The organism is Mycobacterium barrassiae, assembly GCF_025822765.1.
GTDB classification, from domain to species: Bacteria; Actinomycetota; Actinomycetes; order Mycobacteriales; family Mycobacteriaceae; genus Mycobacterium; species Mycobacterium barrassiae.
Genome location: NZ_JACKUK010000026.1, coordinates 114,869 through 132,854, shown reverse-complemented (window position 1 = coordinate 132,854; position 17,986 = coordinate 114,869). Strand labels below are relative to the sequence as shown.

The window sequence follows — 17,986 nt, the reverse complement described above, 5'->3', positions numbered from 1 at the left end:
TGATGAACTTGCGAAGGCTCGAACGCAATCGAAGGCCAAGGGCCAGAACAAGGTTGCACGATGGCATCCACCGATCCTGCAGGCGCTACTCGACGACGTCGTCGTTCCCCAGCGGCCAGAACATCTCGCCGCACCGACGAGTGGATACTTCGCGTGGGAACTAAAGAAGGCCGCAGGACTCAGCAAGCGGTGGGCTGAAGCACAACTGAACGGTCTTGGGGACGATGAGTCTTTAGTAATCAAATGGATCCGGCTCAGCGATGGTCAGCGTCCAGACATTGCTGTCGAACTAGCAGGTTGTGGTATTCGTCCAGACGAGGCGGCCCTCTGCATCGGACACGGCGGACGTATCGATCCGCGCCTTCCGAGCATCTACGCGCGTTTCCGCGACAGAAGAATCAACCGTTCGGAGGCCACCGCGATAGTCCGGGAGTGGCGAGCCAAACAGTGGGCTGTCTAAGCGGTTCTGCTTGTACGCCACTAACTTTCGATCTACCGAAGCGCGTTAATGCTGCCGATTCCGACAGCTATACGGTATCCTCTAGTACTACTAGTAGGGCACACCGAGACCCGATTGCGAGGTCGAAATGGTTGAGACACTGCGGGATTGCTCGCCTGCGCCAAGCCTCGAGTATGTCGATCGATTCGGTCGAGTTGTTGGTGATCTGGTCTACCTTCGGTGGTGCGCCGGAGCTACCGCTCCCTCCTGGAAGGAGGTGTTCAACTCACGGATTGCTCGCCTGCGCCAAGCCTCGAGTATGTCGATCGATTCGGTCGAGTTGTTGGTGATCTGGTCTACCTTCGGTGGTGCGCCGGAGCTACCGCTCCCTCCTGGAAGGAGGTGTTCAACTCACCGGACGTCTTGAATTTNCTTGACCAAGAGGGGCTTACAAGCTTTCANCCGCGAATGGAGGCTCTAATGGCGCGAGCTGCCGGCCGCGGTTGGCTGGCCTACTCCGANGAGCCGCGGTCGCTACGCGTNGGGCCAACCTACCTGGCATCACCCGGACAAAAGCTNCGAGTTAGACAGCCGCGTGACATGGGCCGTCGTGTTGCTGGCGCGGTCGCAAGGTTTAGGTACAAGCACAAACACAACCCGACCATCAAAGAGTTTGCGGATTTCCTCCGAAATGCTCGAGTGCAGCGAATCTTTCGCGGNGAGGCGGATGTGCTCAAGAGCCTGCCGTGGTTGGTGGTTTCAGGCTGGATCGTCCTCGAAGATGGACGCGTGCTTCGGGGTCCGACTGCGAGGGCCGACATGAACGAACGAGCGGCTTTGCGGCGTTTGCGGATGTGCTCAAGAGCCTGCCGTGGTTGGTGGTTTCAGGCTGGATCGTCCTCGAAGATGGACGCGTGCTTCGGGGTCCGACTGCGAGGGCCGACATGAACGAACGAGCGGCTTTGCGGCGTTCGGCCATACGAGAGGCCGCCCAGGCCGCCAACACGGACGAGGAGCGCACCTCGTCGACGGCAATCCCGACACCTTGTGGGTGATGTCGCGCTCGTTGAGCGTCGACGACCTCTAGGCTGGCCAAATTGAAGCAGGTCGTGGTCTCTTACTACTGGGCGAAAGTGTCGAGGTCGATGCTGATTTCGACTCCGTCGCGTTCTACGACGATTCGTGAATGCTCGATGCCTGCGGCTTTGAGATAGTCGCGCAGCGTCGATAGGAGAAGGTCGTGGCGACGCTCAATGCGTGAGACTGTGCCTTGGTCAGTGCTCAGTGCGGCCGCGATCTGTTGTTGCGTCAGGTTTCCTGCTCGGCGGATGTCGGCCAGACCTTCGGCGTAGACCCGGTTTGCGTTCTCGCGTTCAGCCGCGTAGCTGCGCACGTCATCCGCGATGAGGGGATCGGTGACCAGCTCGTCAATCCTGTTGTTCATCCGACGGAATGTCTTGCCTTCACTCATCGTGGTCCTCCGTAATTTCGTGAAGCCATGTGGATCTTGCGGCGTCGGCCCGGCTTCCGACGCTGTTGTAGAAGACGTCGCCCATGCGGGCTTTGTCGGCGGCGAAGAGCGCTACTACGACGGTGGTGCTGTGTGGTTGGAACCAGCAGATCAAGCGGAAGGCGATTTCGCGATCGAAGGGGTGGGCTGTGCGCCTGGCGAATCTTCGGTCGTCGTACTCCTTAGGTCGGGTGTGTCTTCGGGCGGTGCCTGTTCGAGCGTTCGAAGTTGGTTTAGCGCGTCAACTGCGCGGGCGAGTAGCCGTCTGGGGGTTCGTTCCCGTTTCGGGCCTTGTCTTCGGTGCGGTCCAGCCAGTCGAAGAACTCGGGGGTCGGCGACGTCCATGTCCACAAGTATGGCTTTAGAGCCATATGCTGCCAACACCATATCGAGCAATTGCGCGGCATTGATCGCGCTACCCATGGCGCGCCGGGGCCGATTTTCACCCTCCCCCGTTGTGCTATCTGAACCGTGGCGCTTGAAAGGTGAGGTTGAACACCACGCGGTCGGTGGCCGGCGTGTTGAACTTCGAGAGATTGAATCGTGCGTCGGTGGACGGCATACCATTGAACATCGGCACCGAAATCTTATAGGGCTCAGGGGGTTTCTCGCGCTTCTGTCCCGCTTGGATGCGGCTGCGTTTGCGGTTCGGCACCGGGTCGGTTACTTCGATCAGTCCGAACTCAGCCAGCTCGTGGATGTAAACGTACCGGGGTCAACGTCTATCGATAGTGCCGTCGTTGCACTCGAATCGGTGTCGCCATAGTTCCTAGCTGAGCACCGGCGCGATCGCGGCACCACTAGTAGGGCGGACATGTGGCTCTTCGCGTGACTTCCTGAAGTATGCGCGGTCGACTACAAACGAGGTGGAGTCCGCCGGATCGCTCTAACAGATCGGGCGTCGGCTAATGGTGACCGCGGCTCCCTTGCCTGTGCGGGTCCGGCCAGCGTCAGGCGAGTGCATCGACTCATGGTTGGATGCGACGGCGGGCGTCATTGGAGTTTCCCTCGGCGATGTAGCTCGCCAACTGCATCTACCGATAGTCGCGAAGCCGCATTGGATTTGGTGGCTGCCGCAGTACCAGTTGGACTCTCTCCAAGTATTGACGGGCACGCCGGCGGCAGATATCGCGACGATGACACTCGACGCGTACACCGCGAAGGGTCTGCGTGTCCTCACCGACTCGCACGAACCTGACCGCACCTTCCCGTTTGGAGTGATGCCGGGGTCGAGGTTCTGTCCCGAGTGCCTAGCCGAGTCGCGCGGCCGATGGCGGCTCGCCTGGCGGTTGGGATGGTCATTCGCCTGCACAACCCACGGCCGCTTGCTGGCTGCTCAATGTCCAAGTTGTGGAGAGGATCAGCGGCGGCGGCAGAACTACACAAGTATTCCGAAGCCGAGCCGATGTCGGTGCGGCTGCGATCTCACGTCGGTGCCCACCCCCGTGGTTGGGAGCGAGCACGACGTCGCCAAGGCGCAACGCTTCATCGATAACCTTCTCAGCGGAGCCCGTCCAAGCAACGGAGTGCTTGCGCGCCAAGAGTGTTCACGTCGCGATTCACTGCAAGTGGTCCGGAGTCTGGCCAATCGAATGATCAACTTCGCGGCTCGCCATGGCCTGGCGACCACAGCAAGCCTGGGAGGCGGATTCGCGTTCGATGAGCTTTTCGAGGAACCGAATCCGAACCGTGGACGAAGTGCCGTGAATTCCTACCCATCGATACGGACCGTCGAGGCCGCCGTGGGGATAACCGTTGCCGTAAACGTCTTAGGCGCCGAAACCATTGAGGAATCAGCGAGCCGACTTCAGTGGCTGGTAGACAACCAAGACGCCAAAGGCCGCCAGACCGAGTTGCTCTGGTGTCGCACGGACGATTCTCTAGCTGCGGCGATCACGATCGAGGCGAGTAGGCAGCATCTCGGAGCGCAGGGCGAACTCCGCTACCGCGCGGCAACTCCGGTGCCCGAAGCCCCACGGCGCAGTTATCTCGATGACTGGAGATTCGCGGCTTCCCTACCCTCGTTGATGTGGCCAACCTGGTGCGAGAAGCTGCTCGCGGATACGTCAGTAGATGCGGACATGAGGCGCGCGCTATCGATCGCCACGCTCATCATCGGCAGCAATATCACAATCGGTGGCGCAGAGAAACTGTTGTCTGCGCGCACAACCCACCGCACTGTGAATCAACATCTAGAGCTTCTCTATTCGCTGCCGCGGTGGAACCTTATGTGCACAGCGCTAATCAATCTGAGCGACTACCTCGAAACTCACGGTGCAGAAATTGACTACGCGCGTCGGAGGAAGTTGACCTACTCAGCTCGACTCGGGTGGCAGGACTGGCTCAGGATCAGGGGTGAATCCGTCGACGAAGCGCAGCCGCGGACAGCGCCCCAGCAACCGGACCACGCGTTGATGTATCTACATCGCCTCGGGATCAACGAGCCTGTCGAGTGGCAGCCGCCGCTCGAAATAATTGGTGTCGCGGACCTCTTGTAGCAACCGGTAAACTATATGATCGGTTGGGCTAGAATGCCTTTCAGCACTACCGAGAACTAATTCGTGCTGTTCACCGTCGTCCTGAACACGTAAGATAGTTCGCGCTGGTCTCGCGCGGGGCTTGTCCTTCTTGGCGCGCGGGAACCGACGAAAAGGTTCGAACCATGCCTTCGAGTCACGAAGAAGACGATCTCCTTGACGCCTTGGCATTGCGTGCGCCAGGGCTGACGTGGACATTTATGGTGCAGGGCAGCGAAATCGTATGGTTGTGGCAGCGGAGGAGCTCGCCGCCGTTACGCAGTCTCGAGCCTGTGCGAAGGCCCGTCTCGTCCACCTTCAGTCGCCATGTACCCGTGACGGCGTATTCCATGACCAACGGCGCGAACGTGTCTCTTGAATCCGGTTTGGAGCATGACCTATTCCGGCGACTCGACAGAGATCCGCGTGTCGCCTGGATAGTCTCGCAGCCGTTCCGGCTGGTTTGGAAAAATCTGCCGGGACGTCATATTCCCGATCTCCTAACCGTCGACGTCCAAGGGCACGTGACCACCTGGGACGTCCGCGCACCCGAAAAGCAGGACGACGAGTTCAAGGCCCAGAGCCGCATCACAGAACATGCGTGCGCTGCTGTGGGATGGCGCTATGAGGTGTTCGGCGAAATGGCTCAAGCTGAGCGGCTAAATCTCATGTGGCTGAACGGGTTTAGAAGAGAGCCATCATGGTTGCAATTACATGAACGCCACATTGTTGACCTCGTCTCCGGTCACGAAGTAACTCTCGGAGCGCTGTTTGACGCGGATGACGGCTCCGGTGAACTGAAATCGTCTGTCTGGCATCTAGTTTGGAAGGGGACGTTGAGTATCGACACGACGTGTCAGTGGGGGCTGGACACGTCTGTGAGCCTGTCTGTCGAAGTATCGCGATGAACGCCGGCCGGACATTTCTCTTCGAGGGAGCGCGCGTGCTTACGGAGACGGGTGCGGAACTCGTCGTTCGATTCGGCCCTACGGGTGTCGATCTTCGCGACTGTCTCAACAACATCCGACATAGGGACTGGGACGATCTTCCGCTCGTGCAGAACATCGTCGATGGTGGGCCGGTTGCCGTCGCTCGGTCTCTCCGGCCGCTCTGGGACAGCCTCGACGACAAAGCCCGCGAACGCGCGCTCAACAAGCTCGAGATTGTTCTTGAGATTGTGACTGGATACCGCGATGGTCATCCCGAACTCAGGCGACCCGGCGAACCGTACCCTCCGTTCGGGCCAGGGTTTGGCGTGTCCGAGTCGAAGCGGGCCGTAGCGATGGCGTCGGTTCTTATTCAGGAAGGTCGAAATGACCGTAAGGTCCAGCGCCGGTTGCGAGATGGCGAGCTGACCTCGCTGGGGACGAACGAGAGCACCATCAGAAACTGGGTGCGAAGCTGGAGGCAGAAGGGACTGCTCGGGCTCATTGACGGGCGGCACATCCGCAAGAGCTTGTCGTGGGAGGTCATCGATCCGCGCTACCGCGCGATTGCTGAGGAAGAGTTCGCGACTCTGGACGGTGATAGATCGAGTCTGGCGATCCAAGAGATGCACAGACGAGTGCTGGTCAGGCTTCGTAATGAGGGCATTGACGATTACCGTGCGCCGCAGCGGACGACGCAGAAATTTCTCTCGAACTTGAAGCACCAAAGAGGTGAGACCACCCGGTCGCAGCGAACCAAGAAGCTGCAAACAGCCTCGGGTTCAACACAATACCCGGGTGTTAGACCAGGACAAGTCGTGGCGATCGATGTCACGCGAGCCGACAATCTCGTGTACGACACCTTCAACGGTAGGCCGCTCAGCGTGGAGATCATCACCGCTATCGACGTGGCCACGCGAGTGGTCCTAGCGCTACGGGTGGTCCCGATGAGCGCGAATGGCTTCGAAGCGGGACTGCTCCTCTACGACGTTTGTAGGCCGTTCTCAATGCTGGTCGCAGGCACGACTGTCAGCGATTGGAGATGGGTCGGCCTGCCTGAAACTGTCGACCTTTCAAATGCGGTGGGCAAGGAGTGGCGTCAAGACCTGGAGGTCAACTTCGAGACGTTGCAGGGCGAGCACCCGATCCCGTCTGTGATGCCGGATGCGATCCATTGCGACAACGCTGCGATCTTCACCAGCGTGCACTTCCGTGCACTTCTGAGCGATCTTCAGATCGACCTGTTGCTCAGCCGCCCGGGCAACCCTACCGATAATCCGCAGGTCGAGCGGTGGCATGAGACGATCCAACGTGGCTTGCAGCAGATTCCGGGCTACAAGGGGCGGAACGTGTCTGAGCGGGGGCGGCTCGTCGCTGATGAGCCGCTGTTGACGGCTCGCGAACTGCAACTACACCTGCGAAAGTTCATCGCGCTCGATTACCACAGACACGGACACGACGGTCTCATCCAACCGGGCGTCGAGGCCGCCAAGATGTGTCCACTCGATCTATGGGACGTCATGGTCGAAGCCACTGGTCGTATCGACGTCCCCCAGCGGCACGACCTGATCTACCAATTTCTACCTATCAAGTGGGGCACCATCGGACCAGCGGGAGTGGAATTCTCCAATCTCCGATACGAAAATCCGCTTGTCTTCGAGCCGTTGCGCTATGTCGAGGTGGGCCGATTCCGCGAGAAGGACCGGGCTGCGCCGTTCTTCTACGATCCAAACGATCTCTCCCGCATATGGTTTCATGACGAATCCACCGACAGGATCGAGCCAATCGAGTGGGTCGGCCGTAGTAAAGCCGACGCACCGATGACCGATGTCATCCTCGATGAGCTCTGCCGGAAGATCAGACGTCGCGGCGGCAACCATGTGTTCAAGCGCGGATTGACAACCCAACTGATCATCAACGAACTCGGCGAACTCACGTCGGCAAGATCGAAAGCGGATCGACGCAAGACGGCTGCTGCGGCACAACGGGTCGAACAGTCGCGTAACGATCATGCCGAGGCAGAAGCCGCCCAGGAACGCGCCAATCCCGTGCGCAGCATCGCACCGCGGACGTTGCCGACTTCGTCGATCAGGCGGGCGTGGGACAACTTGCTGGAAACCGAGTAGGCAATGGACTCGCAGGAGTGGCACGACAACAGCATCCAAGAGCTACCGCACGCGCCTCCCAGCCGATCGTCCAAGCAGCTGAACGCCATGTCAGACCAAGCGCGACATGCTTATATCGAGCAACTCGAGGCGTGGCTCGCCCGTCTCTACCTCCCGACTGCGGCATTCACCGAGATCGAGCACGCCCTGGACCGGACCGTCCGGGACAACATGCTGGAAGGCCCAGGCGCCAAACAGATCGTCGTGTTAACCGGGCCGAACTATGTCGGTAAGAGCACGTTCATGCTGCGGTGGGCGCAGAGACGATATTTGGAATGGACCCGAGATGCGCCGCACGACCGTCGCGGGCGCCCCGTCCACTATCCATCGGACGGCGTCGAAGCTGACCTATGTCCCGTGATTTGGATCGACCTGGGTTCGGCCGCCAAAGTCAAGGACGTGACCACCGAGTTGCTCAATGGCTTCAACCTCGCGAGCACCGGCCTCACACGCGATCTCACTCATCGAGCGATGCACGGACTACGCCTGCACCGCACCCAGATCATCGTCATGGACGACGCGCACCTCCTGAAAACCGACTCCAAGAGCGGGCGCGATGTTCTAGACCACATCAAGAGCATCAACACCAAACTCGGTCAGGTCTCGAGCGCCACGCTCGTTCTGGTCGGAGCCAACCTCGCAAACGGCGACCTGGTGAACGACCCGCAGATCGCATGTCGATTAACGGAGTTTTCCGTCACACCCTACGGCGTAGATACCGAGGAAGAACAAGTCGAATGGCAACGTGTCGTACGTGATCTCGAAAGATTGGTGCTGCCACACCTGCCCGCGGGTCGGCCGGGGATGCTCTTCCTGAAGCTGGCCGGCGAACTTTGGTTTCGCACGCAGGGCTACGTTGGCGACTTACGAAAGCTAGTCAGTCGAGCGACCATTGCGGCCATTGCGGATGGCTCATACCGGATCAGCGTGGATCACCTCAAAGCGATCACCCTGAGCAAGCGTGCAATTCATGAGACTGCAGCGGAGGCGGAGCGCCGCCGCACTGAGTCATCGGCGCAGACGCGGCGCCGCCGCCAGAAGAGCGCACGCGTGCCTGATCTCAACACGCTGGGCCCGGAAGAACGAGTCGGCGCAGCGAATCCTGGGCTCCGACCGGCAGTCGGTCACGAAAGGCGCGATAGCCGACCTTGATGCGATGGCAAGGTGGCACAGCCCACGCCGGACTGATGTCGAGACAGCCTTGTGCCACCTCGCACCACATCCACGTGACGGCGTAGACCAACAGGTCAGACCGCCGCGCGGGAGTGGTCGACAGGCGCCAAGCGGGGTACCAGTGTTCGGGGTCTCCGGCCAGCACACGCACCCGCGCTTCGACAGCACGAAAGTCTCTGCTCACGGGAATGGTGTTCAGCGCCAGATCGATAGAGCGTTGAAGATCCTCCGGCGTTGCACGCATCCGCGCACGCGCGGCGCGTGAGGTACGCGAGCCAACATCGGGTGGCAACCCAATTCTGACAGCTGCATCAGCCCAGTTCTCCACTGAGACAATCGCTCTCACCATACATAGCGACACATAGAGCCGGCCGGTGTGTTCGTAGCCGCCAAGCATGCCGGTGAAAAGTTGGCGATAGATGCCGACATCGATCATTTGGGGTATCGCAGATGGTTGAATCCTCCGACAATGATGACCGCGGTCGAGTCTTCGACCCACATCGCGGCGATCGGATGTAGCCGCGGCGATCAATTGCTGCATCGTCGGCGATCTCTTGGTGCGATTAATGAGCCAGACGGCGGGACCGTTCTTCTCGTCTTCGAGAAAGCGAATCCACTCACGAAACCGGGCACCCCCAGAGTCGAGATCCCTTTGCATCAGAATTTCGTAGGCACATCCGAGGACGGATCCGCGAACCCTGGCCCTGTGCGGGGGACTGAAGCCCCAACGAGCTCCACGAACCATGTTGGACCTTGCCTGCGCCTCATCACGCAAATCGCGCGCCCATGAGACTGAAGGATCGGCTGATGCCCTCGTTCCTAGATGCAGCAAAAGTGTTGCGAGATTGCGGAGTTCGGCGAGATAGGTACGAGGGTCGACGGGTGCGCCGAACATGTTCTCCGTCTGTCCGTCCATCGCGCGATGGACGGACTGAGTGCAAGCGAGCACAAGGGCGTCTGCTGGCTCAGAAGTGTGTGTGAGTACCGAGTGGAGACAGGGCCGCCGCAAGGCGACAGAGTTGCCGCATGGTTGCGTCGGTCCGAGCACCGGGCGCAATGCCCAGTACCGGTGGCTCCGAAACCGTTGGCCACAGCCGCCACATTCGGTGGTCAGATAGGTGCCGTGATGGATGCACGCGGCCACGATCGGCAATCGCCAATTAATACGCCAGATTCCCTGCTGCGCAACGCATAAGGGACAGACTTGCGTGCCGAAAGAAGGAAACCATCCCTGAACCACGACCTTGCGATAGCTGTGCCGGTTTAGCGGATCAAGGGCGTCGAGGTGCAGAGGCCGTCCTGCGTAGAAGCGCGTGAGAGTGGCATTTCGAAGTCGCTCGACAGGAGTACCGCTGAGCCTTTCGATTCGCGCGAGCACTGTGTCGGTGGGTGCCGTCATGAAGAACGCGAGCGTCGTATGGGGTGCGCCTTCGCCGCCGCGGAGCGCAGCCAGGATGTGCTGAGGCTCGAGATCGTTGGCTCGGGTGAGGCGCTCGAGAAAACTATCGAGTGCTTCGTCGTGGCCCAGAGAAACCCTGGTTGGTAATAAGCCCAGTTCCGCCGGCATGATCCCGTGACCTCGGTAAGCCGCCGCGTGTGAGGTGCGGCGTAATACTCAATGTACTACTAGTAGGGCAGACAATGATGGGCCTCCGCTGGCTACTTGATGGGTGCCGACTCGCCCAAGTCAGAACAACCCCGAACGGGTTGCCAAGTGGGAGGCCTGGCGGCTGGAGGTCGGGACGAGAATTCGTGACGTCCGGCTGTCGCGAGAGATGACTCAGGAGTCGCTTGCGCTGCGATCGGGTGTCACCCGAAATGTGCTGATCGACGTGGAACACGGGCGGCGCGGCCTCCTGTTCGAGCGGCTCCTCGATATTGCAGAGGCGCTAGAGGTTGCGCCGGCGGAATTGCTGCCGTGATTAGCAGGCACGCCGTCGTGGGCAGTTGAAAACGGTGGCGGTAGCCCTACTAGTAGTACACTTGCGTGATGACTGCGGCCGGGTCGGTCCAGGCCAAAAGACGCTGCGTTGGTTCCGAGAGAGGAAACCACGTCGACCATCCGTCCTTGCGGGTGCCTGCCGAAGGACAACACTTTGGCGAGGCGTGCCATGCCTGTGGACGCGCCTGGATTTTCCAAAGTGAGCGGGCCACAGCCCGCACGCGCGGCGCCGTAGCGGTTAGGCCAAGTTAGTGCGCCGGACGAAGAGTGTCACTGTCTCCGACAGCGCGATCAAACGCATGATCGCTAGAAATACGAAGGCATCTGCGCGGCTCGAAGGACGCGAAGTGCCCGATGGCCACACGCGCTCTCAGGCCGTTCAGGATTATCTTGACGCGTTGGCGTCGCGGAGTAAAAGGGATGCGCCGCAGGGCTGCTCAAGCGCGAGTTTGGAGACATCGCTTCCCAATGAGAGCAAGTCGGCAAATGCAAGCGCCGCTGGCTGGAATTACCGGGTGGTGCAGTCCGCCGACGGATCCGAGTACTTCATCGCAGAGGTGTACTACGACGGCGACAAGCTGGGGTGGGTCGACGGCTCCCGCAACTTTCTTCGCTGGGAGCGGTACGACGACCTCATGGACACCGTCAAGCTGATTCGGCATGCGTTCGACCAGCCACTGCTGAGAATGACGGAAGATGACCGTCTGGTGGAGGTCACATCTACGTGACGAAGAGGTCTGGTAATCGGCTGCAAGCCGGTGGGAGGCCCGACCCCGAAGGCGGTGGGAATCCCGGGTTTCAAGATGAGGGCGAACAGCAGGTGCTCGGGGAAGGGAACGAAGCGCGACGTTGGTGTGCGTCGGAGACGATGGCCGACCTGTGCGAGGGATCTGACGATCCTGGATGGATCTCCGACCGAGACCGGATTGCCCATTGGTTACGCGACCCCTGGACCCACCCCGAACGGGCGGAGCCTGAATGACCGAAGGAAAGCTGATGGATTCGCTAACGCGGATCAGCGAACACAACTTTGGGCGACAAGTCGCGATGAATCGTCATCGGGTCGAGCCAAGGCACGCGCGGTGACTCAGCGAACGAAGTTAGTCAGGACGACCCGGCATCGGGATCGGCCACCGCGAGCCGTTCTCCCAGCTGCTCGACCAACAATCCGATATCCCAGTAGTCGCGGTGACTTGTCAGCTTGCCGTCAGAATTGAACCTGCACTGGGCAACTCCGGTGACGTCGAACTTCTTGCCTGAGGCATCAACGTAACTGCCTCCGGGCAGTCGCAACGGGCCGGTGATCGAACCGCTCCAGCTCCACTCCATATATGCCAGACCGTCTTGTACAGCGGCGTCGCCGAAGACGATCAACGAGTCGGGGGAGAACTTCAGCATCCACCGGTGGAATCGCAGGATCTCGTTCTTGCCGACGTACGTCGCCCCCATTGCGACGTCGGTGTAAGAGCCGTCCGGCGCGAAGAAGTCGATCAGCCCCTCGGGGTCCTTCGACCACGCCCGAGAGTAGGCGTCGGCGTAGTGGGACGGTGCTGTGGATTGCTTCTACTTGTCTAGCCACGCCCGCGCGAGTTCATTTACGGTCACTCGCCCAGCAGTCGGGGATACGAAGTCGCCAACGACTTTTCATACTTTGATGGTTGCGTCGAATGCCCAGACGTCTCGCTTAGCCACGAATCCCCGCTTGTCGGCCTGCCGTTTATCCGGTGTTCGGTAGCGCACACGCCACCTTCGTCCGGACTTGGTGCCGAATGCTCCCACCGCCGCCATAGACTCGCCTCCTGACGATCCTTTGCACCGACCTCGTCACAACGCGACGGGTCACTTGCTATTCCCAACCGGACGTTGGATGCATCGAGAAGAGCCTCAAAGACGTTGTTGCACAGAAACTATCGCAGGTGAGCAAGAGAGGGCTTCATGCTTGGTTTGACGGCGGAGGTGCGGCGAATGCTGAAGCTTGGCCGGGCTGCAGACACCGGCGTCGATGTCGACGCGGTCCGCGACGTCCTCGTCCGCAGTGAATGTAGCGCTGTGACAAGGATCGGTGGAAACAGCGGCGACAGCACCACCGCGAAAACTGCTAGGTGAGGCAGGTATTGGGCCATGGATCCTTGTTCCTCTTATGTTGAGCGGAATGTTCATCTGTCGGGTCGACGGCCCAGGTTGCGCCAGGCGCGTACTGCCAAGAGTCACGGATGACCGATCAGCCCGGTACATCGCGACGCTCGCCATGAAACCAAACAGAGTCGTTGAGTCATCAGCCCCTAAGGGGGGAGTCTTCCCTTCTCAAAAGAGGGGAAGGTGGAATCGCGCAGAGGAATTCATGCGCTTTCTCCATCAGCGCTCCTCGGAGTTAGTAGGCATTCTTCGCGGACCGGGCGCGTCACCGCGAGGCCCCAGCAACACGTCGCGTCTAGCCGAAGGCAATGTTTTCCGTCGTGGCGAAGAACTGCTCGACGTTGTCATCGCTAACCGCCTCAAGAGATGCCGGAGACCATCTCGGATTGCGGTCTTTATCGATCAGCTGAGCTCGGATACCTTCGACGAAATCTTGGCTACGGAGGGCCGCACAAGATACCCGATACTCCTGGCGGAGAACCTCTTCTAACGATCTGAGGTTCCCGGCCCTGCGCACGGCCTGCAATGTCACCGTTAACGCTGTCGGGGATCGGGTGGCGATAATGGAAGCGGCGTCGCTCGCCTCGGCTGAACGATGCGCACACAAGTTATCGACGATCTCACCCACAGTATCGCCGGCGTAGCACTCGTCAATCCAGCTTCTCTGCTCGAGAAGGTGACTCGTCGGAGGACGCACGGTGTATGCACTCAGTGCAGCCTCGATACCTTCAGTCGGGATCGCACGCTCGAAAGCGCCGAGCATCGCACTCGGAACATAATGGTCGGCGAAACCTATTGCGATAGCGTCAGAGCCGGAGAACGCGGTGCCGGTGAGGGCCGCGTGCAATCCAATCAACCCAGGTGCGCGGGACAACAGGTAAGTCCCACCGACGTCGGGTACAAACCCGATGCCCACCTCCGGCATTGCGATTTGGGATGTCTCACTGACCACGCGCACACTCGCGTGTGCGCCAACTCCGACACCGCCACCCATCACCATGCCGTCCATAATGGTGACGAATGGCTTCGGGTAGCTGGCAATCTCAGCGATGAGGCAATACTCGTCGAACCAGAATCGACGTGCTTCCGCGCCATCACCCCGGGCGCTGTGATAGAGCGCTATCACATCGCCGCCGGCGCACAATCCGCGGCCGCCTGCGCCTGAGAGCACTAGTTGTTGCACCTTGTCGTCGTTCTCCCACGTAGACATTGCAGCCTTGAGAGCGTCGATCATTGACTGGTTGAGAGAGTTGATCGCCGAAGGCCGATTGAGCACCAATTCCCCCGTTGCTCCATCGACGAACGTCACTACCTCGTCCGCGGATCGCGTCATGGTCTACTCCGTCCACACCCGGAAGATGCCTCAGTCGTGGCAGCTGCGCATCTTGGATTATTTTGGCCTGAATGATACTATGGTCAGACCAAAACTTAGGAACGGGCTCATGACCACACAGATTTCGCATTTCATCAACGGCAAGCGCGTGGCCGGACAATCCACCCGGACGGCCGACGTCATGAACCCCAGCACCGGCGAGGTGCAGGCAAAGGTGCCGATAGCGTCGCGGGCCGACGTCGACGCCGCCGTCGCCGGAGCCGCCGCGGCGCAGAAAGAGTGGGCCGCATGGAACCCCCAACGCCGCGCCCGCGTGATGATGAAGTTCATCGAGCTGGTCAACCAGAACGTCGATGAACTCGCCGAGACGCTCTCCCTCGAACACGGCAAAACCGTCGCCGACTCCAAGGGCGACATCCAGCGCGGCATCGAGGTCATCGAGTTCGCGATCGGCATCCCGCACCTGATCAAAGGTGAGTACACCGAGAGTGCGGGCACGGGCATCGACGTCTACTCGCTGCGCCAGCCGCTCGGCGTCGTCGCCGGCATCACGCCGTTCAACTTCCCGGCCATGATCCCGCTGTGGAAGGCCGGCCCGGCGCTGGCATGCGGTAACGCGTTCATCCTCAAGCCGAGTGAGCGCGACCCCTCGGTGCCGGTCCGGCTGGCTGAGCTGTTCCTCGAAGCCGGTCTGCCGCCCGGCGTGTTCCAGGTGGTGCACGGCGACAAGGAAGCCGTCGACGCCATCCTCGAGCATCCGGTGATCCAGGCCGTCGGCTTCGTCGGCAGCTCCGACATCGCGCAGTACATCTACTCCGGCGCCGCTGCCAACGGCAAGCGCGCGCAGTGCTTCGGCGGCGCGAAGAACCACATGATCGTCATGCCCGACGCCGATATGGACAACGCCGTCGACGCACTGATCGGCGCAGGATACGGCAGCGCGGGTGAACGCTGCATGGCGATCAGCGTCGCCGTCCCTGTCGGCGAGCAAACCGCAGACCGGTTGCGCGCCAGACTGATCGAACGCGTCAACGGCCTGCGCGTCGGCCACAGCCTCGATCCGAAGGCCGACTACGGCCCGCTGGTCACCGAGGCGGCGCTGGCCCGGGTGAAGGACTACATCCAGCAGGGCATCGATGCGGGCGCCGAGGCTGTCGTCGACGGCCGCGAACGCACCACCGACGAGCTGACGTTCGACGAGGCGGACCTGTCGAAGGGCTACTTCATCGGACCCACCCTGTTCGACCACGTCACTCCCGACATGTCGATCTACACCGACGAGATCTTCGGCCCGGTGCTGTGCATCGTGCGCGCCAACGACTACGAGGAAGCACTCGCACTTCCTTCTGAACACGAGTACGGCAACGGCGTGGCGATTTTCACCCGTGACGGCGACACCGCGCGCGACTTCGTGTCCCGGGTGCAGGTCGGCATGGTCGGCGTGAACGTGCCAATCCCGGTGCCGGTGTCCTACCACACTTTCGGCGGCTGGAAGCGCTCTGGCTTCGGCGACCTCAACCAGCACGGTCCGCACTCAATCCTCTTCTACACAAAGACCAAGACGGTGACACAGCGCTGGCCCGCGGGCAGCCACGGCGCAGAGTTCGTCATCCCGACCATGAAGTAAACCACAGGCCTACAGAAAAGCACTGTGATGGATTACTTCGGGCTCGACGACGACGAACGCGTGATCGCCGAGACAGCGGCGGCGTTCGCCGAAAAGCGGCTCGCGCCACACGCGTTGGAATGGGACGAAACCCACCACTTCCCCACCGACGTACTGCGCGAGGCCGCCGAGCTCGGAATGGCCGCGATCTACTGCCGCGAGGACGTCGGCGGCAGCGAGTTGCGGCGACTGGACGCCGTGCGGATTTTCGAACAGTTGTCGATGGCCGATCCCACGATCGCGTCGTTTCTGTCGATTCACAACATGTGCACCTGGATGGTCGACACCTACGGCACCGATGAGCAGCGCAAGTCATGGCTGCCGCGGCTGGCCTCGATGGAGGCGATCGCGAGCTACTGCCTGACCGAGCCGGGCGCGGGATCGGATGCCGGCGCGCTGCGCACCAAGGCCGTCCGCTCGGGGGACGACTACGTGCTCGACGGCGTCAAACAGTTCATCTCCGGGGCCGGATCGTCTGACATGTACGTCGTCATGGCCCGTACCGGCGGCGACGGGCCGCGCGGTATCTCCGCTTTCCTCGTCGAAAAGGACACTCCGGGGCTGAGTTTCGGCGCCCAGGAAGCCAAGATGGGCTGGAACGCGCAACCCACCGCGCAGGTGATCTTCGAGGGTGCGCGGGTGCCTGCGGACGCGATGCTCGGCGGTGCCGACGGTGAGGGCACCGGGTTCGGCATCGCGATGAACGGGCTCAACGGCGGCCGCATCAACATCGCCGCGTGCTCGCTGGGCGGCGCGCAGGCGGCCCACGACAAGGCGCGTAGCTACCTGGCGGACCGGCAGGCGTTCGGCGGCTCACTCCTCGACGAGCCGACCATTCGGTTCGCGCTGGCCGATATGGCCACCGCGCTGCAAACGTCGCGAACCCTGTTGTGGCGCGCGGCATCCGCGCTCGACGAGAACCATCCGGAGAAGGTCGAGCTGTGCGCGATGGCGAAGCGCTACGTCACCGACGCTTGCTTCGATGTGGCTGATCAGGCGCTGCAGCTGCACGGCGGGTACGGGTACCTGCGCGAGTACGGTCTGGAGAAGATCGTTCGTGATCTGCGGGTGCACCGAATCCTCGAGGGAACCAACGAAATCATGCGCGTGGTCATCGGCCGGGCCGAAGCGGCCCGTACCCGCGCGTCTTAATCGGGAGGGTCAATGTCGACGACCGAAGGCGAGGCCGAGTGAGGATCGCAGCGAGGAACGTGGGCCCACGCCCGAAGGGCAGGGGACGAGGACCGGAGCGAGTAGGAGCCGAGGCATGAAAATCGCATTCTTGGGGTTGGGCCACATGGGCGGCCCGATGTCGGCCAACCTGGTCGCTGCAGGTCATACCGTGCACGGCTTCGATCCGGTTGCCACGCTGAAGGATGCCGCGGCGGAGAAGGGTGCGCAGCTCTTCGACAGTGTCGCCGACGCGACGGCGGGAGCCGACGTCGTCATCACCTCGCTGCCCAACGGCGACATCGTGAAATCGGTATACGCCGAGGCTTTGCCCGCGGCGGCCACGGGCACGTTGTTCATCGACACGTCAACGATCTCGGTCGACGATGCGCGCACCATCAACAAGCTGGCCGCCGAGCACGGCCACGCCCAGCTCGACGCGCCCGTGTCGGGCGGGGTGAAGGGCGCGACGGCGGGCACGCTCGCGTTCATGGTCGGCGGTGACGATGCCGCGGTCGAGCGGGCACGGTCCATTCTGGATCCGTTGGCGGGCAAGGTCATTCACTGCGGCGGCTCGGGCACCGGGCAAGCCGCGAAACTCTGCAACAACATGGTGCTCGCCGTCCAGCAGATCGCCGCAGGCGAGGCGTTCGTCCTGGCCGAGAAGCTCGGATTGTCGGCGCAGTCGTTGTTCGACGTGATCACGGGTGCGACGGGCAACTGCTGGGCCATCCACACGAACTGTCCGGTGCCAGGGCCCGTCCCGACGTCACCGGCCAACAACGATTTCAATCCGGGCTTCGCAACCGCGTTGATGCACAAGGACATCGGGCTGGCGATGGATGCGGTGAAGTCGTCGGGGTCGACGGCACCGCTGGGCACCCACGCCGCCGAGATCTACGCGAAGTTCAACGAAGACCATTCCGACAAGGACTTCAGCGCTGTCATCGAGCTAATCCGTAAGGACTAACACTGTGCCACGGCGTCCATCAGGCAGTAGTGGATTGGCG

General features: G+C 61.3%; 14 protein-coding genes and 3 pseudogenes. 11 read left to right on the top strand and 6 right to left on the bottom strand.

Going from position 1 to position 17,986, the window contains the following annotated elements; genetic code table 11:
* Positions 1-460: pseudogene (locus tag H7J93_RS17050) on the top strand (translation initiation factor IF-2 N-terminal domain-containing protein); the annotation flags it as partial.
* Between the two features lie 1,099 nt (positions 461-1,559).
* On the opposite strand, the gene H7J93_RS17045 reads toward H7J93_RS17050, so the two are convergent.
* The 3 genes from H7J93_RS17045 to H7J93_RS17035 form a co-directional block, all read right to left on the bottom strand.
* The gene (locus tag H7J93_RS17045; protein WP_064413406.1) at positions 1,560-1,910 is read right to left on the bottom strand and encodes a helix-turn-helix domain-containing protein; all 351 of its coding nucleotides are present in this window, start codon (positions 1,908-1,910) and stop codon (positions 1,560-1,562) included.
* 272 nt (positions 1,911-2,182) lie between these two features.
* Positions 2,183-2,320: a hypothetical protein gene (locus tag H7J93_RS17040; RefSeq protein ID WP_267307482.1), complete on the bottom strand. Its 138-nt coding sequence runs from the start codon at positions 2,318-2,320 to the stop codon at positions 2,183-2,185.
* 89 nt (positions 2,321-2,409) lie between these two features.
* Positions 2,410-2,604: a hypothetical protein gene (locus H7J93_RS17035; protein WP_267307481.1), complete on the bottom strand. Its 195-nt coding sequence runs from the start codon at positions 2,602-2,604 to the stop codon at positions 2,410-2,412.
* A gap of 253 nt (positions 2,605-2,857) precedes the next feature.
* On the opposite strand from H7J93_RS17035, the pseudogene H7J93_RS29450 reads away from it, so the two are divergent.
* The 5 genes and pseudogenes from H7J93_RS29450 to H7J93_RS17015 all read left to right on the top strand — a co-directional run.
* Positions 2,858-3,268: pseudogene (locus H7J93_RS29450) on the top strand (TniQ family protein); the annotation flags it as partial.
* Between the two features lie 273 nt (positions 3,269-3,541).
* Entirely contained in the window at positions 3,542-4,447 is a 906-nt protein-coding gene (locus tag H7J93_RS17030; RefSeq protein ID WP_267307480.1) for a hypothetical protein, read from the top strand.
* 164 nt (positions 4,448-4,611) lie between these two features.
* Positions 4,612-5,373, top strand: a complete 762-nt coding sequence (locus tag H7J93_RS17025) for a TnsA-like heteromeric transposase endonuclease subunit (RefSeq protein ID WP_308204920.1) — start codon at positions 4,612-4,614, stop codon at positions 5,371-5,373.
* Complete coding sequence (locus H7J93_RS17020; RefSeq protein WP_267307479.1) at positions 5,370-7,517, top strand: integrase; 2,148 nt, start codon at positions 5,370-5,372, stop codon at positions 7,515-7,517. The genes H7J93_RS17025 and H7J93_RS17020 overlap by 4 nt, the downstream gene beginning before the upstream one ends.
* A gap of 3 nt (positions 7,518-7,520) precedes the next feature.
* Entirely contained in the window at positions 7,521-8,708 is a 1,188-nt protein-coding gene (locus H7J93_RS17015) for an ATP-binding protein (RefSeq protein WP_267307478.1), read from the top strand.
* On the opposite strand, the gene H7J93_RS17010 is transcribed toward H7J93_RS17015, so the two are convergent.
* On the bottom strand, positions 8,617-10,296 hold the full coding sequence (locus H7J93_RS17010) for a TniQ family protein (RefSeq protein WP_267307477.1): 1,680 nt from the start codon (positions 10,294-10,296) through the stop codon (positions 8,617-8,619). The two genes, H7J93_RS17015 and H7J93_RS17010, sit on opposite strands and share 92 nt — an antisense overlap.
* 103 nt (positions 10,297-10,399) lie before the next feature.
* Here H7J93_RS17010 and H7J93_RS17005 point away from each other — a divergent pair, with 103 nt between their 5' ends.
* Together H7J93_RS17005 and H7J93_RS17000 are read left to right on the top strand one after the other, a co-directional pair.
* On the top strand, positions 10,400-10,651 hold the full coding sequence (locus H7J93_RS17005) for a helix-turn-helix domain-containing protein (protein WP_064413413.1): 252 nt from the start codon (positions 10,400-10,402) through the stop codon (positions 10,649-10,651).
* Between the two features lie 535 nt (positions 10,652-11,186).
* Complete coding sequence (locus tag H7J93_RS17000; RefSeq protein WP_267307476.1) at positions 11,187-11,399, top strand: hypothetical protein; 213 nt, start codon at positions 11,187-11,189, stop codon at positions 11,397-11,399.
* A 376-nt stretch (positions 11,400-11,775) separates the two neighbouring features.
* Here H7J93_RS17000 and H7J93_RS16995 read toward each other — a convergent pair.
* Together H7J93_RS16995 and H7J93_RS16990 are read right to left on the bottom strand one after the other, a co-directional pair.
* Positions 11,776-12,195, bottom strand: a pseudogene (locus H7J93_RS16995) (nuclear transport factor 2 family protein); the annotation flags it as partial.
* Between the two features lie 907 nt (positions 12,196-13,102).
* Positions 13,103-14,140, bottom strand: coding sequence for an enoyl-CoA hydratase/isomerase family protein (locus tag H7J93_RS16990; protein ID WP_267307475.1), 1,038 nt, complete (start codon positions 14,138-14,140; stop codon positions 13,103-13,105).
* Between the two features lie 109 nt (positions 14,141-14,249).
* On the opposite strand from H7J93_RS16990, the gene H7J93_RS16985 reads away from it, so the two are divergent.
* Genes H7J93_RS16985 through mmsB form a run of 3 tightly spaced genes read left to right on the top strand, consistent with a single transcriptional unit; the run spans position 14,250 to position 17,946 of the window.
* Complete coding sequence (locus H7J93_RS16985; RefSeq protein ID WP_267307474.1) at positions 14,250-15,767, top strand: CoA-acylating methylmalonate-semialdehyde dehydrogenase; 1,518 nt, start codon at positions 14,250-14,252, stop codon at positions 15,765-15,767.
* Positions 15,768-15,794: 27 nt separating this feature from the next.
* Positions 15,795-16,958, top strand: coding sequence for an isobutyryl-CoA dehydrogenase (locus H7J93_RS16980; protein WP_267307473.1), 1,164 nt, complete (start codon positions 15,795-15,797; stop codon positions 16,956-16,958).
* Positions 16,864-17,946 carry a 3-hydroxyisobutyrate dehydrogenase gene (gene mmsB / locus H7J93_RS16975; RefSeq protein ID WP_499892777.1) on the top strand — a complete coding sequence of 361 codons (1,083 nt, stop codon included), beginning with the start codon at positions 16,864-16,866 and terminating at the stop codon, positions 17,944-17,946. Before H7J93_RS16980 ends, mmsB begins: the two co-directional genes overlap by 95 nt.
* The last annotated feature ends 40 nt before the right edge of the window (positions 17,947-17,986 follow it).

Bases quoted from the DNA above. Each gene is read 5' to 3' on its own strand.
- H7J93_RS17045 (WP_064413406.1), bottom strand. From the start codon at position 1,910: ATGAGTGAAGGCAAGACATTCCGTCGGATGAACAACAGGATTGACGAG.
- H7J93_RS17040 (WP_267307482.1), bottom strand. From the start codon at position 2,320: ATGGCTCTAAAGCCATACTTGTGGACATGGACGTCGCCGACCCCCGAG.
- H7J93_RS17030 (WP_267307480.1), top strand. From the start codon at position 3,542: ATGATCAACTTCGCGGCTCGCCATGGCCTGGCGACCACAGCAAGCCTG.
- H7J93_RS17025 (WP_308204920.1), top strand. From the start codon at position 4,612: ATGCCTTCGAGTCACGAAGAAGACGATCTCCTTGACGCCTTGGCATTG.
- H7J93_RS17020 (WP_267307479.1), top strand. From the start codon at position 5,370: ATGAACGCCGGCCGGACATTTCTCTTCGAGGGAGCGCGCGTGCTTACG.
- H7J93_RS17015 (WP_267307478.1), top strand. From the start codon at position 7,521: ATGGACTCGCAGGAGTGGCACGACAACAGCATCCAAGAGCTACCGCAC.
- H7J93_RS17010 (WP_267307477.1), bottom strand. From the start codon at position 10,296: ATGCCGGCGGAACTGGGCTTATTACCAACCAGGGTTTCTCTGGGCCAC.
- H7J93_RS16990 (WP_267307475.1), bottom strand. From the start codon at position 14,140: ATGACGCGATCCGCGGACGAGGTAGTGACGTTCGTCGATGGAGCAACG.
- H7J93_RS16985 (WP_267307474.1), top strand. From the start codon at position 14,250: ATGACCACACAGATTTCGCATTTCATCAACGGCAAGCGCGTGGCCGGA.
- H7J93_RS16980 (WP_267307473.1), top strand. From the start codon at position 15,795: ATGGATTACTTCGGGCTCGACGACGACGAACGCGTGATCGCCGAGACA.